Genomic DNA, 19,857 nt, shown 5'->3' with positions numbered 1-19,857 from the left:
ATTTATCAGTAACTCTAAAGTCAGGAGGATTGTATGAGCAAAATTACTACGGAAATCGAAGAACTTGTAAAGCCAATCGTTGAGGAGCTTACATTGGAGCTAGTAGAGGTTGAGTTTGTAAAAGAGGGGCGCGATTGGTTTTTACGTGTATATGTTGATACTCCTGAAGGCAATATTGATATCGATCAATGCGCACAAGTGAGTGAGCGTTTAAGCGAAAAGTTAGATGAAAAAGATCCGATTTCACAAAATTATTACCTTGAAGTATCTTCTCCAGGAGCAGAACGCCCTTTAAAAAAGGAAGCTGATTACATTCAAGCAATTGGCCAATACGTTCACATCAAGACATACGAAGCAATTGATGGCAAAAAAGTATTTGAAGGTTACTTAACATCTTATACAGATGAAGGTGCCGCATTAGACATGTTAATCAAAACAAGAAAAGTAAAAGCATTAATTCCGAAAGAGAAAATTGCGACAGCTCGCTTAGCAATTGATTTTTCTAAAGAACAATAATCTAGGAGTGAAACAAAAATGGGCAAGGAACTAGTAGGTGCTCTTAAAGCGCTTGAAGAAAAAGGAATCTCACGTGAAATTATCGTAGATGCAATTGAAGCGGCATTAATTACAGCATATAAGAAGAACTATGACGAAGCGAATGTACGTGTTGACTTAAATCTTGATAAAGGAACAATGCATCTGTATTCACGCAGAGAAGTTGTTGAAAAGTCAGAAGATGATTTATTAGAAATGTCTTTAGAAGATGCACGCCAAATCAACCCAGCGTATGAGATTGGTGACATTGTTGAAACAGAGGAAGTGCCACGCGACTTCGGACGTATTGCAGCAACAACAGCAAAACAAATTATGACACAACGTTTCCGCGAAGCAGAACGTGGCTTAATTTATGAAGAGTATGTAGATCGTGCAGACGATATTATCAACGGTGTTGTAGAACGTCTTGATGCACGTAATATCTATGTAGGAATTGGCAAAATCGAAGCGGTATTATTACCGAACGAGCAAATTCCAGGTGAATCATATGAGCCACATGATCGTATTAAAGTGTACATTACAAAAGTAGAACGTTCTTCTAAAGGACCTCAAGTATTCGTTTCAAGAACACACCCAGGTTTATTACGCCGTCTATTTGAATTAGAAGTACCAGAAATTTTTGAAGGTACAGTTGAAATCAAAACAATTGCACGTGAAGCAGGAGATCGTTCAAAAATCTCTGTTATCGCGCATAACGATGAAGTAGATCCAGTTGGTGCATGTGTTGGTACAAAAGGTGCACGTGTCCAAACGATTGTAAATGAATTAAACGGTGAGAAAATTGACATTGTAGAATGGTCAGAAGATCCAGTTGAATTCGTAGCGAACGCACTTAGCCCATCAAAAGTATTAGATGTTCAAGTAAATGAAGAAGAAAAATCAACATTAGTTGTCGTACCAGATTACCAACTATCATTAGCAATTGGTAAACGCGGTCAAAATGCACGTTTAGCAGCGAAATTAACAGGTTGGAAAATCGATATTAAATCTGAAACAGACGCAACAGAGCAAGGCCTATATGACCCAGCGAATGCAACAATCGTTGTAAAAGAAGAGCCATCTGTAGAAGAAGATCTAGAAATCGATTTATATCACGACGAAGATTAATTGAAAGGTGTTTAGAAGATGCCAGTCAATCGAAAAGTACCATTAAGAAAATGTTGTGCAACAGGTGACATGTTACCGAAAAAGGACATGGTACGTGTTGTACGTTCAAAAGAAGGCGAAGTATCCGTAGACGAGACTGGTAAAAAGTCTGGTCGCGGTGCTTACGTATCGAAATCAGAAGCTGCAGTAGAAGCAGCAAAGAAGAAGAATGTTTTGAAAAATCAATTAGAAGTTGAAATTCCAGAACATATCTATGATGATTTGCTAGCAGTTATTCGAAAGGGTAAATAACATGACAACTGAACAAGCCATTTTAAATTTACTAGGAATTGCAGCGAGAGCAAGACAAGTAGTATCAGGCGAAGAACAAGTGGTGAAGGAAGTTCGAGGACAATCGGCTAAACTTGTGATTTTATCCACAGATGCTTCAAAGAATACGCAAAAAAAGTTGCGCGATAAATGTAACTCATTTCAAGTTGAATTGCATGAATTTAGTACACGTGAAGTACTAGGTCATGCGACAGGTCGAGAAACACGTGTATCCTTAGCAATTATGGACCGCGGTTTTGCGAAAAAACTGTCGGAGTTATTCCAACAACTTGAATCACAATAATGCAGTACATGAGGAATCAAGACAGAAGCTGTCAAATAAGATCCAAGTGTGAAAGTCCTTATTTCACCAAGTCATCAATGAGCGCCAAGGGACAGCCAGGAACTCGTCCTGCTATTAGTTCGATGACGATGTAAGAAATTAATAGCGAACACTCAAAAATTTCATATGAATAAGGATGTACTATGACAAATAACTCATCTAATAATAATAAAACAAATACTTCACGCCCGTCTTCAGGCGGCAATAACGCAGGTCGTGGCGGACAACAAAATCGTGGCGGACAAAACCGCGGAGGACAAGCAGGTGGTCGTCCACAACAACGTCGTCGTCCAGGAATTAACGGAGGTCAACGTCGTAAAAACCGTCCAGCTCCACAACCTGTAGCACCAAAAGCATTACCAGAAAAAATCACGTTTTATGAATCATTAACTGTAGGAGAGTTAGCGAAAGAGCTAGGTCGCGAGCCTTCAGAAATCGTTAAAAAATTATTCTTACTTGGTGTAATGGCAACAATTAACCAAGAATTAGATAAAGATACAATCGAATTAATCGCTACAGACTACGGTGTAGAAGTAGAAGAAGAAATTCGTATTGACCGTACTGATTTAGAAACATATTTCGAAGATGAAGAAGTAGTAGAAGATGCTGAAGCAGTAGAGCGTCCTCCAGTTGTAACAATTATGGGTCACGTTGACCACGGTAAAACAACATTACTAGACTCAATTCGTAACACAAAAGTAACTGCAGGTGAAGCAGGTGGTATCACACAACATATCGGTGCTTACCAAGTAGAAGTAGAAGGCAAAAAAATCACATTCCTTGATACACCAGGACATGCTGCATTCACAACAATGCGTGCACGTGGTGCGAAAGTTACTGATTTAACAATTCTAGTTGTAGCAGCTGATGATGGTGTTATGCCACAAACAGTTGAAGCAATCAACCATGCGAAAGCTGCAGAGGTTCCAATTATCGTTGCAGTAAACAAAATGGATAAACCTTCAGCGAACCCAGATCGTGTTATGCAAGAATTAATGGAACATGGTTTAGTAGCAGAATCTTGGGGTGGCGAAACAATCTTCGTACCAATTTCTGCACTAAAAGGTGAAGGAATTGATCAACTTCTTGAAATGATTTTATTAGTTTCAGAAGTAGGCGAATTAAAAGCGAATCCAAAACGTAATGCAATGGGTACTGTAATTGAAGCACAACTTGATAAAGGTCGCGGTTCAGTTGCAACACTTTTAGTACAAAATGGTACATTAAAAGTAGGTGACCCAATCGTTGTAGGTCATGCACATGGTCGTGTACGTGCGATGATTAATGACCATGGTCGTCGTGTAAAAGAAGCAGGTCCATCAACACCAGTTGAAATCACAGGTTTAAGTGATGTGCCACAAGCGGGCGATCGTTTCGTTGTATTCGATGACGAGAAATCTGCACGTCAAGTAGCCGAAGCACGTGAAATGACAGCAATCCAAGAACAACGTGGCGAAGGTCAACGTGTAACATTAGATAACCTATTCGAACAAATGAAGCAAGGCGATATGAAAGAATTAAACTTAATCGTAAAAGCTGACGTACAAGGTACAGTAGAAGCGATGGCTGCTTCATTAATGAAAATTGAAGTAGAAGGCGTTAACGTGAAAATTATTCACACAGGCGCAGGTGCGATTACAGAGTCTGATATTTCATTAGCAGCAGCATCAAATGCAATCGTAATTGGTTTCAACGTACGTCCAGATACAAATGCAAAACGTGCAGCAGAACAAGAAGGCGTTGATATTCGCCAACACCGTATCATCTACAAAGTAATCGAAGAGATTGAAGCGGCGATGAAAGGGATGCTTGACCCAGAATACGAAGAAAAAGTTGTGGGTAATGCAGAAGTACGTGAAACATTCAAAGTATCAAAAGTGGGTACAATTGCAGGTGGTTACGTTACAGACGGTAAGTTAGTACGTGACGCAGGTGTACGTGTTATTCGTGAAGGTATCGTTATTTTCGAAGGTGAATTATCTTCATTAAAACGATTCAAAGACGATGCAAAAGAAGTAGCAAAAGGTTACGAATGTGGTTTCACAATTGCAAACTTTAACGATATTAAAGTGGGCGATGTAATTGAAGCATACGTAATGGAAGAAATTAAACGCTAATGATTGTTTATGTGGAGTGTGAATTTATGATTCCAGCCGCACATTCATTAAAAGAAAAAAGAGCTGTGTTAGAAAAGATGAAAGTCCGGACCAAACAGCGTTATAATATAGCTATCTCAGAGATTGATCATCAAAATGTTTGGCAAAGAACACGCTTAGCAATCGTGACCGTTTCCTCGAATAAGCAAGCTGCTGATCGGGAAATGGATCACGCCATTGCACATTTAGAGTCGAATCCTGAGTGGGAACTTCTTGATTTATATCGAGAATATTTATGAAACTGAGGTGAATCGATTATGTCATTACGTTCAAATCGAGTAGCTGAGCAAATTAAAAAAGAGCTTGGCGATATTATTGGTCGTAAGCTAAAAGACCCTCGTGTAGGATTTGTTACAGTTACAGATGTAGAAGTAACAGGCGATTTACAACAAGCGACAATTTATATTACTAGTTTAGGTACAGAACGAGAAAAACAGGAAACATTAAAAGGGCTCGAAAAAGCAAAAGGCTTTATTCGCTCTGAAATTAGCAAGCGTATCCGTTTACGCATTGCTCCTGAACTATTTTTCGAATTTGATGCCTCAATTGAGTACGGTAATCATATTGACGATTTGTTACGCAAACTGCACGAATCTGATAGATAACAATCGTAAAAAAGAGGCTGTCCTTTATTGGATCAGCCTCTCTTTTTTATGTAAATGGAGGTATATAAATGCACGGGATTTTACCATTATGGAAAGAAGCAGGCATGACATCTCATGACTGTGTATTTAAATTAAGAAAAATTTTAGGCACGAAAAAAGTAGGGCATACAGGTACACTTGATCCAGCAGTAGAAGGTGTGCTACCGATTTGTGTAGGCAATGCAACACGTTTAGCAGAATATATTACAGACGCAGGAAAAGTATATGAAGCGGTTGTATCGATTGGAACTGCAACAACGACAGAAGATGCAGAAGGTGAAGTCGTTGCACAAGATCACACGCATAAAGTGATTACACGTGAAGCAATTGAACAAGCTTTGCACTCACTAACAGGTACAATTGAACAAACACCGCCAATGTACTCTGCTGTTAAAGTAAATGGTCGTAAACTATATGAGTATGCACGTGCTGGTCAAACAGTGGAACGTCCGACACGACTTGTCGAAATCAAAGAATTAACATTACTTGAGCCGCAAGAAGTATATGAAGGTGAAGAAGTAGCATTTTCTATTCGAATTGCTTGTGGAAAAGGAACTTACATTCGTACGCTTTCAGTTCAAATCGGTGAGATCCTTGGCTACCCAGCTCATATGAAACAACTTGTACGTACGATGTCAGGGAGTTATACACAGGATGAATGTAAAACACTTGGTGAATTACAAGAGATGAAAGAACAAGGAACATTGAATGAAGTGATTCGCCCGCTTGAAACCGCATTAACAGAATACCCACAAATTGCGATTACAGATGCAAATCGAAAAGAAATTTCGAATGGACAAGTGCTTCCAGTACACCCTTCTCTAAAAGAATCTGATAAGATAGTGTACGTGGAAAATAATCAGGCTGTAGCTATTTATGTAGTACATCCAACTAAAACAGGATTAATGAAACCCGAAAAGATGTTTCCTAAAGTAAACTAGGAGGTTACGACATGCAAGTTGTACAATTATCATATCCAAACCAAATTACTTCAGAACAATTAACAGGTCCTTACTCACTTGCGCTAGGATTTTTTGATGGCGTACATAGAGGGCATCAAGCGGTGATTAATAAAGCGAAAGAAAAAGCGGAAGAAACGGGGACAAAATTAGCAGTTATGACATTTGACCCTCACCCTTCAATTGTTCTTGGTCAAAGTAAAGAAAAAGTATTTTACATTACACCACTACAACAAAAAATCGCGATTTTAGAAGAATCGGGTGTTGATACGTTATTCGTCGTTCGGTTTACATCTGACTTTGCACAATTATCACCAGAGGAATTCGTCCAACTATTTATTAAAGACTTAGGTGTACAACATGTCACAGCAGGTTTTGATTATACATTTGGACGAAAAGGTAGTGGAACGATGACGGATATGCCCGCGCTATGTGGTGAGGACATTACCGTGCAAGTAGTTGAAAAACAAATAAAAGATGATGAGAAAATCAGCTCTACTCGTATTCGTACATTATTAAAAGAAGGGAATCTAAAAGAGGTTCACGCATTATTAGGTAGACCATATCGTACACCGGGAGTAGTAGTACATGGTGATAAACGTGGACGCACAATTGGATTCCCAACGGCAAATGTACAAGCAGATGAAGGTAGTTTTATTCCAGCAAATGGTGTCTATGTAGTCAAGGTGCGTGTACAACAAGAATGGTTTGTTGGTGTATGTAATATTGGGTACAAACCAACATTTAAAAATCCAAACGAGAAAAACTTAACAATCGAAGTGCATATCGTAGATTTTGATAAAAATATTTACGGAGAAGCAGTAGCGATTGATTGGTACGATTGGGTACGTCCAGAGCAAAAATTCAATGGAATTGAAGCACTTGTTGCACAACTCACAAAAGATAAACAAGCCGCAATCGATTTCTTTAAAGAAGCGGAGTAAGGTAGAGAGAATCGTTTATTTTACTGTGATTTTAGTTGCGTAGAGACCTTCTTTATGTTACTATTTCATAAGTGACTTGATAAAAGCACAGAACCTTTACTTGGTATTTCGATTCTCCAACGAATCACTCAGTAACAGGGGATATTTTATAATTTGGGAGGTGTATTCAAGATGGCATTAACACAAGAACGTAAAAATGAAATCATCGCTGAATACCGTACACATGAAAGTGATACTGGATCTCCAGAAGTACAAATCGCTGTACTAACTGAAGATATCAACAACTTAAACGAGCACTTACGTACTCATAAAAAAGATCACCATTCACGTCGCGGTTTATTCAAAATGGTAGGTCGTCGTCGTAACTTACTGAAATATCTTCGTGAAAACGATGTTCAACGTTACCGTGAATTAATTAGTAAACTTGGCTTACGTCGATAAAATGCAACTTGAAAAAGCGGGCTAGTCCCGCTTTTTCTTTATGTTACAGAAAAAAAGAATCACACGCCAATCCCAAAATATGAAAAATTGCTTCATCAAGTATGAAATGTTTCGCAATGAAAACACATTTTTGATAAACTAGCTAGTGATTACATAAATAAAATAAATGGCAATACGGTTTTTGAGAGAGGAGTTCAATAAATGAACGAAAAAAAGGTATATAGCTATGAGTGGGCAGGTAAGCCATTAGTTGTAGAAGTAGGTCAATTAGCAAAACAAGCAAACGGTGCAGTTATGGTACGCTACGGTGACACAGCAGTACTTTGTAACGCAACAGCTTCAAAAAAACCAAAGCAAACAGATTTCTTCCCATTAACAGTAAACTACGAAGAAAAAATGTATGCTGCTGGTAAAATTCCAGGTGGATTCGTTAAACGTGAAGGTCGTCCTTCAGAAAAAGCCGTTTTAACATCTCGTTTAATCGACCGTCCAATCCGTCCGCTATTCCCTGATGGTTTCCGTAATGAAGTACAAGTAATCTCTATGGTTATGTCGAATGATCCAGATTGTAGTTCAGAAATGGCTGCAATGCTAGGTTCTTCACTTGCATTAATGGTATCAGATATTCCATTTGATGGCCCAATCGCAGGTGTAACAATCGGTATGATCGATGGTGAATTCATTGTCAACCCAACAGTGGAACAATTAAAAAATTCAACAATTGATTTAACAGTTGCAGGTACAAAAGATGCCATTAACATGGTTGAAGCTGGCGCACTTGAAGTACCAGAAGAAACAATGTTAGAAGCGATTGTTTTCGGTCATGAAGAAATCAAAAAAGTAATTGCCTTCCAAGAGCAAGTTGCTGCTGAATGTGGTAAAGAAAAAATGGAAGTACAGTTACAAACAATCAATGAAGAATTATATGAAGAAATTAAAGCTGCACACGAAACAGAAATGAATGCAGCCATTCAAACACATGAAAAACATGCACGCGATGAAGCAATCGAAGCTGTTAAATCAGTTGTAGTAGCTGCATATGAAGAGAAATTAGCAGACGCAGAAGATTGTGATGCAACATTAAAACAAGTAAATGAAATTTTAGATAAAATGGTGAAAGACGAAGTACGTCGTTTAATCACAGAAGATAAGGTACGTCCTGATGGTCGTAAATTAGACGAAATTCGTCCTCTATCATCTGAAGTTGGTTTATTACCACGTACACACGGTTCGGGTCTATTCACACGTGGTCAAACACAAGCACTATCAATTTGTACACTAGGTTCATTAAGTGATGTACAAATTATCGATGGTTTAGGTGTAGAAGAAAACAAGCGCTTCATGCACCACTACAACTTCCCACAATTCTCTGTTGGTGAAACAGGACCAATGCGTGGACCAGGTCGTCGTGAAATTGGTCACGGTGCATTAGGTGAACGTGCATTATTAGCAGTTATTCCAGATGAAGCAGACTTCCCTTACACAATCCGTTGTGTATCTGAAGTATTAGAATCAAATGGTTCAACTTCTCAAGCGTCAATCTGTGGTTCAACACTTGCGATGATGGATGCAGGTGTACCTTTAAAAGCACCGGTAGCAGGTATTGCAATGGGCTTAATCAAAAAAGGTGAACACTACTCAATCTTAACAGATATTCAAGGTATGGAAGACCACTTAGGCGATATGGACTTCAAAGTAGCAGGTACAGCTAAAGGTGTAACAGCACTACAAATGGATATTAAAATCGACGGTTTATCACGTGAAATTTTAGAAGAAGCATTAACACAAGCAAAACACGGTCGTATGGTGATTCTTGAGTCAATGTTACAAACAATTGCTGAACCACGTGAGCACTTATCTGCATATGCACCAAAAATTAAATCAATTCATATTAAACCAGATAAAATCCGTGATGTTATTGGACCTGGTGGTAAACAAATCAATAAAATTATTGATGAAACAGGCGTAAAAATTGATACGGAACAAGATGGTACAATCTTTATCTCATCAGTTGATGAAGAGATGATTCAACGTGCACAAGATATGATCGAAAGTATCGTACGTGAAGCAAAAGTAGGCGAGTACTACTTAGGTAAAGTAAAACGTATCGAGAAATTCGGTGCTTTCCTTGAAATCTTCCCAGGTAAAGATGGTTTATTACACATCTCTGAGATTCAAGATGAGCGCACGAAAAATGTTGAAGACGTATTAAAAATCGGTGACGAGCTATTTGTAAAATGTATCGAAATCGACCGTCAAAATCGTGTCAACCTTTCTCGTAAAGTCGTTGTTCAAGAAGAAAAAGAAAAAGCAGCTGATTAATTTTTAATGTAATGAGTTGAATGCAGAAAGAGGTATGCCTTGTCGCTTTTCGAACGTAATTGAAAAGCAAAGGGTATACCTCTTTTTTAAAATAGGAGTGAAAAAATGTTAGAAAAATATACAGCTAAAAATGGTTTGCGTATTGTAGCAGAAAAAATGCCTTACGTTCGTTCTGTATCTTTTGGTATTTGGGTAAATGTCGGTTCGCGTTATGAAACACCAGAAGAGAATGGTTTAACACATTTTATTGAGCATATGCTATTTAAAGGAACGAAAACACGTAGTGCTAAACAAATTGCAGAAGACTTTGATCGCATCGGTGCCCAGACAAATGCTTTTACATCAAAAGATCAAACATGTTATTACGTTGTCGCGATGGATCAACAAATTGAAGAAGCTGTGACGATATTAGCGGATATGTTTTTCCATTCTGTATTTGATCCAGAAGAAATGGAAAAAGAAAAACAAGTGATTGCAGAGGAGATGGCAATGACAGAAGATGCACCTGATGATGATGTAGATGAACGTTTGTGGGCTGCGATGTTTGAAGGACATCCACTTGGCGCACCAATTTTAGGAACTGAGACGACATTACAATCTTTCACGCAGCAACAAGTAAAGGATTTTATTCGTACGCACTATACTCCAGATCAAGTAGTGTTATCAGTTGCGGGGAATTTTGATGATGCACTCATTTCAAAACTACAAACATTATTTAACCAATTTGAAAATGAAGAATCACGCGGTGTGATTACATTCGATCAGCCTGTTTTCCATGCAGTAGAAACAACGAAGAAAAGCCAAGTTGAGCAAGCACATGTTGTCATTGGCTTCCCAGGTCTTGCTGTAACAGATGAGCAAACAATCCCGTACCTTGTCATGAATAATATCTTTGGTGATTCGATGTCGTCGCGTTTATTCCAAAAAGTACGCGAAGAAAAAGCGCTTGCTTATACGGTATATTCATATTACGCAGCTTATCAAGATACAGGTGCATTCATGATTTATGGTGGTACATCGGTGAAACAGCGTGAACTAATGGAAAAAACAATCTTTGAAGTAATTGAAGAGTTTAAACAGACAGGTATTACAGAAGAAGAATTAATTTCAGCGAAACGTCAGTTGGAAAGTGATTTATTGTTAGGGCTTGAAACATCGTATGATTACATGACACGCAACGCGAAGAATGAAATTATTTATGGTCGTGAGCGTACAATTGAAGAAGCGCTAGAATTATTAAGCCATGTAACAGTTGAGCAGGTGAATGCTCAAATTGCAGCAACTTTTAATCAACCACATGCGAAATCAATCATTAGTAGTGAATTTTAAAAAATCTCCCTTATTGGGAGTTTTTTTATTTGGATATGAATCGATTGTATTTTAAAAACCATTTAATACCTAAAAATAAAAAAAGAAAGAAAATGATATTTCAATAGCCTTTTAAGTTGAAAAAAGATTTAATATACTAAATAATTGAATTATTATACACAATTCAATTGGGGTATGGTACAATTACGCCATTATATATTGGAATAGGGAGAGATGTTTGAATGGCTAAAGAATTAACAGTAGCTGTTGTAGGAGCTACAGGTGCAGTAGGAACAAAGATGATGGAGCAGCTTGCGAAGCGAAAGTTTCCAGTTGGTAAGCTGAAATTACTTGCATCAAAGCGCTCAGCAGGGAATACACTGGATTTTGCTGGTCAAACATACACAATTGAAGAAGCAACACCAGAAGCTTTTGAAGGCGTAGATGTTGCGTTATTTAGTGCAGGAGGTTCGGTTTCAAAAGCATTAGCAAAAGAGGCTGCAAAACGTGGTGCGGTTGTGATTGATAATACAAGTGCATTCCGTATGGACCCAGAAGTACCACTTGTTGTACCAGAAGTGAACCGCGCGGATTTAAAAGAACACAATGGAATCATTGCGAATCCAAACTGTTCAACAATCCAAATGGTTGTCGCACTAGAGCCAATTCGTCAAGCATTTGGTTTGAAAAATATTATTGTATCTACATACCAAGCCGTATCTGGTTCAGGTGTCAGTGCAATTGAAGAATTACATCAGCAAAGTCTTGCGTGGGACGAAGGTAAAAATGTAGAAGCCAATATTTTACCTGTAAAGAGCGACAAGAAGCATTTCCCAATCGCACGTAATGTACTACCACAAATTGATGTATTCACAGAAAATGGTTTTACGTACGAAGAAATGAAAATGATTAACGAAACGAAGAAAATTATGCATGATGATGCATTAGCAGTTGCAGCAACATGTGTACGTGTACCAGTTGTAGCAGGTCATTCTGAGTCTGTATTTGTAGAAGTAGATAAAGCGGGTGTAACAGTAGAAGAATTCCGTAAAGCATTAGAAAATGCACCAGGCGTTGTTGTACAAGATGATATCACGAATCAACAATATCCAATGCCGTTATTTGCAGAAGGCGAAGATCCAACATTTGTTGGACGTATTCGTAAAGACTTAGCAAATGATCGCGGATTCCATCTATGGATTGTAGCAGATAACCTATTAAAAGGTGCTGCACTGAATTCAATTCAAATTGCGGAAGCCATGTTAGAAGACGGACTACTATAATATAAAAATAATAAAGGGGTTGGATTTTTTATGAATATTGGTAATATTGGGACGGCAATGGTAACACCATTTACAAAAGACGGCGGGATGGTTGACTATAAACATTTAGCAGGCATGATTGAACATTTAATTAAAACAGGTACAGATACAATTGTTGTATTAGGTACAACAGGGGAAGTACCAACACTTTCGACAGAAGAAAAATTAGATGTATTAAAATACACAGTCGATCAAGTAAATGGACGTGTACCAGTTATCGCGGGTGTAGGTGACAACGAAACATACTACTCAAAAATTATGGCACAAAAAGCTGAAGTTGCTGGGGTAGACGGGGTTATGCTTGTAGCACCTTACTATAATAAGCCGAACCAACGTGGCATTTATGCTCACTTTGCGGATATTGCGCAATCTGTTTCAGTTCCTGTCATGCTTTATAATATTCCAGGACGTACTGGAATTAATATCGAACCAGATACAGTAGCAAAATTAAGTAAAATTCCAAACATCCAAATTATTAAAGAAGCAAGTGGTGATTTAGATCAAATGACTGAAATTCTTTCTTTAACAGATGATGACTTCACAGTATATAGCGGTGATGATGGTATTACATTACCACTTCTTGCAGCAGGTGGTCATGGCGTTATTTCTGTAGCAGCACATGTTGTTGGGGAAGATATGCAGCGTATGATTTCTTTATTCAAAGAGGGCCGCCATGCAGAAGCAGCAAAAATTCACCAAGCATTATTACCATTAATTCGTGCTCTATTTGCACAACCAAGTCCAGCGCCTGTTAAATATGCATTATCGAAACTAGGTTTATGTAACGAAAATGTTCGTTTACCAATCGTTAGTTTAACAGATGAAGAAAAAGTAGCATTTGATCAAGTTTGGGATCACTATTTCCAAACACAAAAAACATTTGCTTAATTCAATAATTATAATGAGCTGTTCATCTGAAACGCATAGATGAACGGCTTGTTTTTTATTTTTTAGAAATAGAGTCTAGATTTTTTCTGAAATAAAAATAGAAGGAACCGTCATTTCTTAATTGTGAAAAACGGTTTCAAGCCTTATAATGAATGTAAGTGGTTGCTGTACGGGATTATTTTAGGAGGAAAAGAAGTGGCTAAAACTAAAAATGAAGTTATACGCGTCATTCCACTAGGTGGCGTTAGTGAAATTGGCAAAGCGATGTACGTCGTAGAAATTGACGAAGATCTATTTGTCGTAGATAGTGGATTAATGTTCCCAGAAGATGATATGTTAGGAATCGATTATGTTATTCCAGATATGTCGTTCTTAGTAGAGAACAAAGAACGTGTGAAAGGTATTTTCTTAACGCATGGTCATGAAGATGCGATTGGCTCAATTGCTTATTTATTAAATAAAGTAAATGCACCAGTTTATGGCTCTAAATTGACGATTGCTCTTGCAAAAGAACATTTAAAAGAGAAGCCTGCTCCACATCAAGTGAAGTTCTTTGAAGTAACAAATAAAAGTCGTATGAATTTTAAAACAACCTATGTAACATTCTTTAATACAACACATAGTATTCCAGATTCATTAGGTATTGTGTTCCATACATCAGAAGGTGCAATTGTACACACAGGTGAGTTCAAATTCGACCAATCTGCACAAGGAAAGTATCGTCCAGATATTTCAAAAATGGCGCAACTAGGAGACGAAGGCGTATTTATTTTGATGTCAGATTCTACAGAAGCAGAACGTCCTGGTCATACAATTTCTGAAAATGTTGTAAAAGAAAGACTAGAAAAAACATTCCATCAAGCAGAAGGACGTATTTTAGTTGCTTGTTATGCTTCAAACTTTATTCGTATTCAACAAGTCTTTGACCAAGCAGTAGCACTTGAGAAAAAAGTAGCGATTGTTGGTAGAAGTTTAGAAAATACATTTGAAGTTGGAATGCGCTTAGGTTATTTATCAATCGACCCAGAATACGTAATCCCGGTAAGTAAGATGAACGATTATGAAGACCAAGAAATTGTAGCAATTATTACAGGAAATCAAGGTGAACCACTAGAAGGTTTAGAAAAAATTATCCGTAAACATCACCGCGATATCCGTTTAAAACCATCAGATACGGTTTTAATTACATTCACTCCATCTCCAGCAATGGAAGTGCAAATTTCTGAGACAATGAACACATTAGCAAAAATGGGCGTAAAAGTAATGGCTGCTGATAAGAAAGTACATGTATCAGGTCATGGTTCTCAAGAAGATTTAAAAATGATGATCAACTTAATGCGACCAAAATATTTCATTCCAATTCAAGGTGAATACCGCATGTTAATTTCACATTCGAAATTGGCACAAGAATTAGGTATGAATAAAAAACAAATTTTCATCGCAGATAAAGGCGATATCGTTGAATATAAGAACGGTAAAATGCGTATGGCAGGTCGTGTCAATGCAGGTAACGTTCTAATTGATGGTATTGGTGTCGGTGACGTAGGTAATATCGTATTACGTGACCGTAAACTATTAAGTCAAGATGGTATTTTTATTGTCGTTGTGACAATCAATAAAAAATCAAAACAAATTGCTTCAGGTCCAGAAATTTTATCTCGTGGTTTCGTATATGTACGTGAATCAGAAGAATTAATGGATGAGTCTGCGAAATTAGTTCGTGGCGTTGTAGAGAAGTATGTAAGTAAAGGTTCATATGAATGGACTGCAATCAAACAAGAGATTCGTGATACGTTGAATAGTTATCTATTCCAACAAACGAAGCGTCGTCCAATGATTATCCCAATTATTATGGAATACTAAGAAGCAACGAATAAAAGGATTTCCTTACCAATACGGGTAGGAAATCCTTTTTTGTTTTATAATAGAGAAAAGGAGGTGGAATCATGGCAACTTCAAGAAAAACAACAAAAAAACCAACTACGACAAAAAGGCAAACTACGCGAAAGAAAGCGGCACCTACTAAACGAAAAGTGACGGCAAAGAAGAAGGTACTTTCGCCTTTAATATATGAAATTATAGGACTCGCCATTATTGCGATTGCAATTGTTTCTTTTTTTAGATTAGGAATTGTCGGTGATAGTCTACAAGCGGTCATGAAATTTTTATTTGGTAATTGGTATGTGGTGGTTCCGTTTCTAATGACGGGATATGCTGTATATATGATGATTATTCGCGCATTACCAGAATTTAAAAATCGTTTTGTATGGGGATTTTCCATTTTATTAGCAAGTGCAACATTATTTAGTCAAATTGCTTTATTTAAAGAGAGTATGTCTGAAAAACAATCTGTACTAGTTCAAACATGGCGTGTATTAGTAAGTGAGAGAGGTGTACTTGAACTAGATGCATCGCTTGGTGGTGGCATGGTAGGTGGTTTATTATTTGCATTTTGCCATGTTTTATTTGATACAACGGGTGCTACAATTATGGCGTGGTTACTCGGTGTTGTCGCATTTATTCTGATTACAGGACGTGCATTAGTACCCTATCTTATGCAGCAATGGCCTATTTGGAAAGAGTCTATTGTAAGTCGTCGCAAAGAAGTAAGAGAAGCAAGAAAATATCGACGTGCTGTCAAAAAACAATTACAAGATCAAAAAGTAGAAAAAGAAACAAAAACTACAATCATTCCAATGCCTGAAAGAGAGCAAGAGCAAGCTGTAGAAGAAGTAGTAGAAGAACAACCACCTTTACCGAAAAAAGAACCGAAAATCTCTGCTTTTACGCAGCGCGTAGAGGAGACTCTTATGGAAGAACCAACAGCTGAGCAATTAGTAGAAGAAGAATTAACAGATGGTGTGGTGCTACAAGAAGAGGGAGAGCTTGAAAATAAACAATATAAATTACCTCAAATGACACTACTAAAAATGCCGAAACCAACGGATCAAAGTGGCGAATTCTCTGTTATTCAAGAAAATGCGATGAAGCTAGAGCAAACATTCCAGTCTTTTGGTGTGAAAGCAACTGTAACAGAAGTACATCTCGGTCCTGCTGTAACAGAATATGAAGTATTACCAGATCGCGGTGTAAAAGTCAGTAAGATTGTTAATTTACAAGATGATTTGGCTTTAGCACTTGCCGCAAAAGATATTCGAATTGAAGCACCGATTCCAGGAAAATCTGCTGTAGGAATTGAAGTGCCGAATAAAGAAGTGGCGATGGTCGGTTTACGCGAAGTATTAGAGGCAAAAGAAAACAATCAACCAGATGCCAAATTATTGATTGGTTTAGGACGTGATATTTCAGGTGAAGCGAAACTTGCGCAACTCAATAAGATGCCCCATTTACTTGTAGCAGGGTCTACAGGTAGTGGTAAATCGGTTTGTATTAATGGGATTATTGTTAGTATTCTAATGCGTGCAAAACCACATGAGGTTAAATTAATGATGATTGATCCAAAAATGGTGGAACTGAATGTGTATAATGGTATTCCTCATTTACTTGCCCCTGTTGTAACAGATGCACGAAAAGCTTCACAAGCATTAAAAAAAGTTGTGTCAGAAATGGAACGTAGGTATGATTTGTTCTCACATACGGGTACAAGGAATATAGAAGGGTATAATAATCATGTGGATCGATTTAATGCAGAAAATGATGAAAAGCATCCACACCTACCTTTCATTGTTGTTATTGTAGATGAATTGGCAGATTTGATGATGGTGGCTTCCAATGATGTTGAAGATTCTATTACACGTTTAGCACAGATGGCACGTGCAGCAGGAATTCATTTAATCATTGCGACACAAAGACCTTCTGTAGATGTCATCACAGGTGTTATTAAAGCCAATATTCCATCGCGAATCGCTTTCGCTGTATCTTCAGCGATTGATTCGAGAACGATTTTAGATATGGGGGGTGCTGAGCGCTTACTTGGACGAGGAGATATGTTGTTTTTACCGGCAGGTGAATCGAAGCCTGTACGTGTACAAGGTGCTTTCGTATCGGATGAAGAAGTAGAAGAAATCGTGAATTATGTAATCGGTCAACAAAAGGCACAGTATCAAGAAGAGATGATTCCAAGTGAGGAAGAGGAAGCAACGGATCACGAAGATTTAGATGAGCTTTATTTACAAGCGGTGGACTTAGTTATTGAACAAGATACAGCAAGCGTCTCATTCCTACAACGTAAATTAAAAGTAGGTTATGCACGTGCAGCACGTATCATGGATCAAATGGAAGAGCGAGGCATCGTTGGACCAGCTGAAAAAAGTAAGCCGAGACAAGTATTGCAAAATCGATATTAATACAGATATTTGTATGTAATATGCGAGATGTATGGTTAAGGAAAATAAAAAATCAAAAAATCGAGTAAGTATTTTCGAGCATAAACGGAACTTTAAGCAAGGAAACGCGTAGTGAGAGTGAGTAGTATAGATGTATAAAAAGTGAATTATAAATAACTAAAAATATACATCTGTGACAAATAAATAGTAAAACCATGACAGTTTTAAGAAAAAAACGACTGTTTTAACACAGATTTTTTTGAAATCTATTTATTTCATGTTTTAAAAATGGTATAGTAATGTCTGATTAGCAGGAATGTTTTACGTCTGATGTCTGATGTCTAATTGGTGGTGATTTGAATGTCTATAAAATCAGATCATCGTCATTTGTATCTACAAGTGATTGATCACTTGAAGGCTGATATAGAAAATGGAGTTTTTAAAGAGAATGAAAAACTACCATCTGAATTTGAGCTTTCAAAATCACTTGGAGTCAGTCGTGCAACACTCCGTGAAGCACTGAGACTGTTGGAAGAGGAAAATATCATTGTTCGTCGACACGGAGTTGGTACGTTCGTCAATCCTAAGCCAGTATTCACTTCCGGCATTGAACAACTTAGAAGTATTTCATCCATGATTCAAGATGCAGGAATGGAACCAGGGACCATTTATTTGAATTCAACAAAGACCCTTTCGAATGAAGAAGATATTAAACGCTTTCAATGCGATGAAGGTGATTATGTATTAACGATTAAACGTGTTCGTACTGCAAATGACGAGCCAGTCGTTTACTGTGTAGATCAAGTACCTAGTCAACATATGCCTAGGGATTTTGAGAACCGACATGATTCTTCCATTTTTTCAGCTTTAGAAGAAACAGGGGAAATTCATGTAGCCTATGCGGTAACATATATTAACCCAGTCGGAGCACATCCAGAAGTATCTGCAATACTCAAGAGTGGACAAGACGTTCCACTGCTCTTATTAACACAGCTCCATTACGATGATAACGATCGTGTGGTACTGTATTCTAAAAACTACTTTAGAGCTGATAAATTCAGTTTCCACGTAGTTCGAAAACGCGTTTAACATCAACTATTCGTTCCTGCTATCGAAAATACAACTAATTACTTTTTGGGAGGACACCAAAATGAAAAAGCGTAACTTAGGTTTAGCATTAACAGCTGTTTTAGCTTCAAGTACTTTATTAGCTGCTTGTGGTTCAGATGATGCAAAAAAAGGCGATACAAAAAAAGAGGACAAAGACAACTTCACAGTTGCTATGGTAACTGATACAGGCGGTATTGACGATAAGTCATTCAACCAATCTACTTGGGATGGTATCCAAGAGTACGGTAAAGAAAACGGCCTAACAAAAGGTGACGGTGGAATTGACTACCTACAATCGAACCAAGATTCAGAATTTACTACAAATCTTCAAAAATTAGTTCGTCGTGACTTCGACTTAATTTTCGCTGTAGGTTATAAACTACACGATTCAGTATCACAAGTTGCAAAACAACAAAAAGATTCTAAATTTGCAATCATTGATGAAGTTGTTGAAGGTCAAGATAACGTAGCATCAATTATGTTTAAAGCAAACGAAGCTTCATTCTTAGCAGGTGTTGCAGCAGCATTACAAACAAAAACAGATAAAGTTGGATTCATCGGCGGTATTAAGAGTGAAGTAATCGACGGTTTCCAAGCTGGTTTTGAAGCTGGTGTTAAAGCAGCTAACCCGAAAGTAAAAGTTGACGTTCAATACGCTGGTTCATTCGGTGATGCAGCAAAAGGTCAAACAATTGCAAAACGTATGTATGATTCAGGTGCAGATATTATCTTCCACGCAGCTGGTGGTACAGGTACAGGTCTATTCACTGAAGCAAAAGAACGTAAGAAAAAAGATCCTAATGCAGACGTATGGGCAATCGGTGTAGACCGTGACCAATACGACGAAGGTAAAGTTGGCGACAAAAACATCGTATTAACTTCAGTGTTAAAACGTGTTGATATCGCTGCAAAAGACGTTTCTAACTTAGGTAAAGACGGTAAATTCCCTGGCGGTAAAACAATCACTTACGGTCTAAAAGACGATGGTGTTGGTTTAGCTGATTCTCACGGTGCAATCACTGCAGAAACACAAAAGAAAATTGACGAATATAAAGAAAAAATCATCAAAGGCGAAATCACAGTTCCTGAAAAACCAGGTAAATAATTTTGCATTACTGCATCATGGAGGAATACTCCTCCATGATGTTTTTAACATTAAAATT

18 protein-coding genes are annotated in these 19,857 nt (G+C 37.7%); all 18 read left to right on the top strand.

The window, feature by feature from the left end:
- The first annotated feature begins 33 nt into the window (after positions 1–33).
- Entirely contained in the window at positions 34–516 is a 483-nt protein-coding gene (rimP, locus tag ASO14_RS10390) for a ribosome maturation factor RimP (RefSeq protein WP_068454760.1), read from the top strand.
- A gap of 18 nt (positions 517–534) precedes the next feature.
- Complete coding sequence (gene nusA, locus ASO14_RS10385) at positions 535–1,662, top strand: transcription termination factor NusA (protein ID WP_068454757.1); 1,128 nt, start codon at positions 535–537, stop codon at positions 1,660–1,662.
- 18 nt (positions 1,663–1,680) lie between these two features.
- A complete protein-coding gene (rnpM, locus tag ASO14_RS10380) occupies positions 1,681–1,953 on the top strand; it encodes an RNase P modulator RnpM (protein ID WP_068454754.1) in 273 nt (90 codons plus the stop codon).
- 1 nt (position 1,954) lies between these two features.
- The gene (locus tag ASO14_RS10375) at positions 1,955–2,275 is read left to right on the top strand and encodes a YlxQ family RNA-binding protein (protein WP_068454751.1); all 321 of its coding nucleotides are present in this window, start codon (positions 1,955–1,957) and stop codon (positions 2,273–2,275) included.
- A gap of 182 nt (positions 2,276–2,457) precedes the next feature.
- On the top strand, positions 2,458–4,431 hold the full coding sequence (gene infB, locus ASO14_RS10370; protein WP_068454748.1) for a translation initiation factor IF-2: 1,974 nt from the start codon (positions 2,458–2,460) through the stop codon (positions 4,429–4,431).
- Positions 4,431–4,709: a DUF503 domain-containing protein gene (locus ASO14_RS10365; protein ID WP_068454745.1), complete on the top strand. Its 279-nt coding sequence runs from the start codon at positions 4,431–4,433 to the stop codon at positions 4,707–4,709. Before infB ends, ASO14_RS10365 begins: the two co-directional genes overlap by 1 nt.
- Before the next feature lie 18 nt (positions 4,710–4,727).
- The gene (rbfA, locus tag ASO14_RS10360) at positions 4,728–5,075 is read left to right on the top strand and encodes a 30S ribosome-binding factor RbfA (RefSeq protein WP_068454743.1); all 348 of its coding nucleotides are present in this window, start codon (positions 4,728–4,730) and stop codon (positions 5,073–5,075) included.
- A 68-nt stretch (positions 5,076–5,143) separates the two neighbouring features.
- Positions 5,144–6,055 (top strand): tRNA pseudouridine(55) synthase TruB, encoded by a 912-nt coding sequence (gene truB / locus ASO14_RS10355; protein WP_068454740.1) that lies wholly within the window; start codon positions 5,144–5,146, stop codon positions 6,053–6,055.
- An 11-nt stretch (positions 6,056–6,066) separates the two neighbouring features.
- Positions 6,067–7,017, top strand: coding sequence for a riboflavin biosynthesis protein RibF (gene ribF / locus ASO14_RS10350; protein ID WP_068454737.1), 951 nt, complete (start codon positions 6,067–6,069; stop codon positions 7,015–7,017).
- A gap of 171 nt (positions 7,018–7,188) precedes the next feature.
- Complete coding sequence (gene rpsO, locus ASO14_RS10345; protein WP_068454734.1) at positions 7,189–7,458, top strand: 30S ribosomal protein S15; 270 nt, start codon at positions 7,189–7,191, stop codon at positions 7,456–7,458.
- 201 nt (positions 7,459–7,659) lie between these two features.
- Complete coding sequence (gene pnp / locus ASO14_RS10340; protein WP_068454732.1) at positions 7,660–9,780, top strand: polyribonucleotide nucleotidyltransferase; 2,121 nt, start codon at positions 7,660–7,662, stop codon at positions 9,778–9,780.
- Between the two features lie 105 nt (positions 9,781–9,885).
- Positions 9,886–11,109, top strand: coding sequence for a M16 family metallopeptidase (locus ASO14_RS10335; RefSeq protein WP_068454729.1), 1,224 nt, complete (start codon positions 9,886–9,888; stop codon positions 11,107–11,109).
- 221 nt (positions 11,110–11,330) lie between these two features.
- Complete coding sequence (locus tag ASO14_RS10330; RefSeq protein ID WP_068454726.1) at positions 11,331–12,371, top strand: aspartate-semialdehyde dehydrogenase; 1,041 nt, start codon at positions 11,331–11,333, stop codon at positions 12,369–12,371.
- A 30-nt stretch (positions 12,372–12,401) separates the two neighbouring features.
- Positions 12,402–13,298, top strand: coding sequence for a 4-hydroxy-tetrahydrodipicolinate synthase (gene dapA / locus ASO14_RS10325; protein ID WP_068454723.1), 897 nt, complete (start codon positions 12,402–12,404; stop codon positions 13,296–13,298).
- A gap of 195 nt (positions 13,299–13,493) precedes the next feature.
- Positions 13,494–15,161, top strand: coding sequence for a ribonuclease J (locus ASO14_RS10320; protein ID WP_068454720.1), 1,668 nt, complete (start codon positions 13,494–13,496; stop codon positions 15,159–15,161).
- Between the two features lie 83 nt (positions 15,162–15,244).
- Positions 15,245–17,605 (top strand): DNA translocase FtsK, encoded by a 2,361-nt coding sequence (locus ASO14_RS10315; protein WP_068454717.1) that lies wholly within the window; start codon positions 15,245–15,247, stop codon positions 17,603–17,605.
- A gap of 339 nt (positions 17,606–17,944) precedes the next feature.
- Entirely contained in the window at positions 17,945–18,673 is a 729-nt protein-coding gene (locus ASO14_RS10310) for a GntR family transcriptional regulator (RefSeq protein WP_068454714.1), read from the top strand.
- Between the two features lie 61 nt (positions 18,674–18,734).
- Positions 18,735–19,799: a BMP family lipoprotein gene (locus ASO14_RS10305; protein ID WP_068454711.1), complete on the top strand. Its 1,065-nt coding sequence runs from the start codon at positions 18,735–18,737 to the stop codon at positions 19,797–19,799.
- Positions 19,800–19,857 lie beyond the last annotated feature (58 nt).

Source organism: Kurthia sp. 11kri321 (genome assembly GCF_001534765.1).
Lineage (GTDB): Bacteria > Bacillota > Bacilli > Bacillales_A > Planococcaceae > Kurthia > Kurthia gibsonii.
This window is presented reverse-complemented; position numbering and strand designations above follow the sequence as displayed.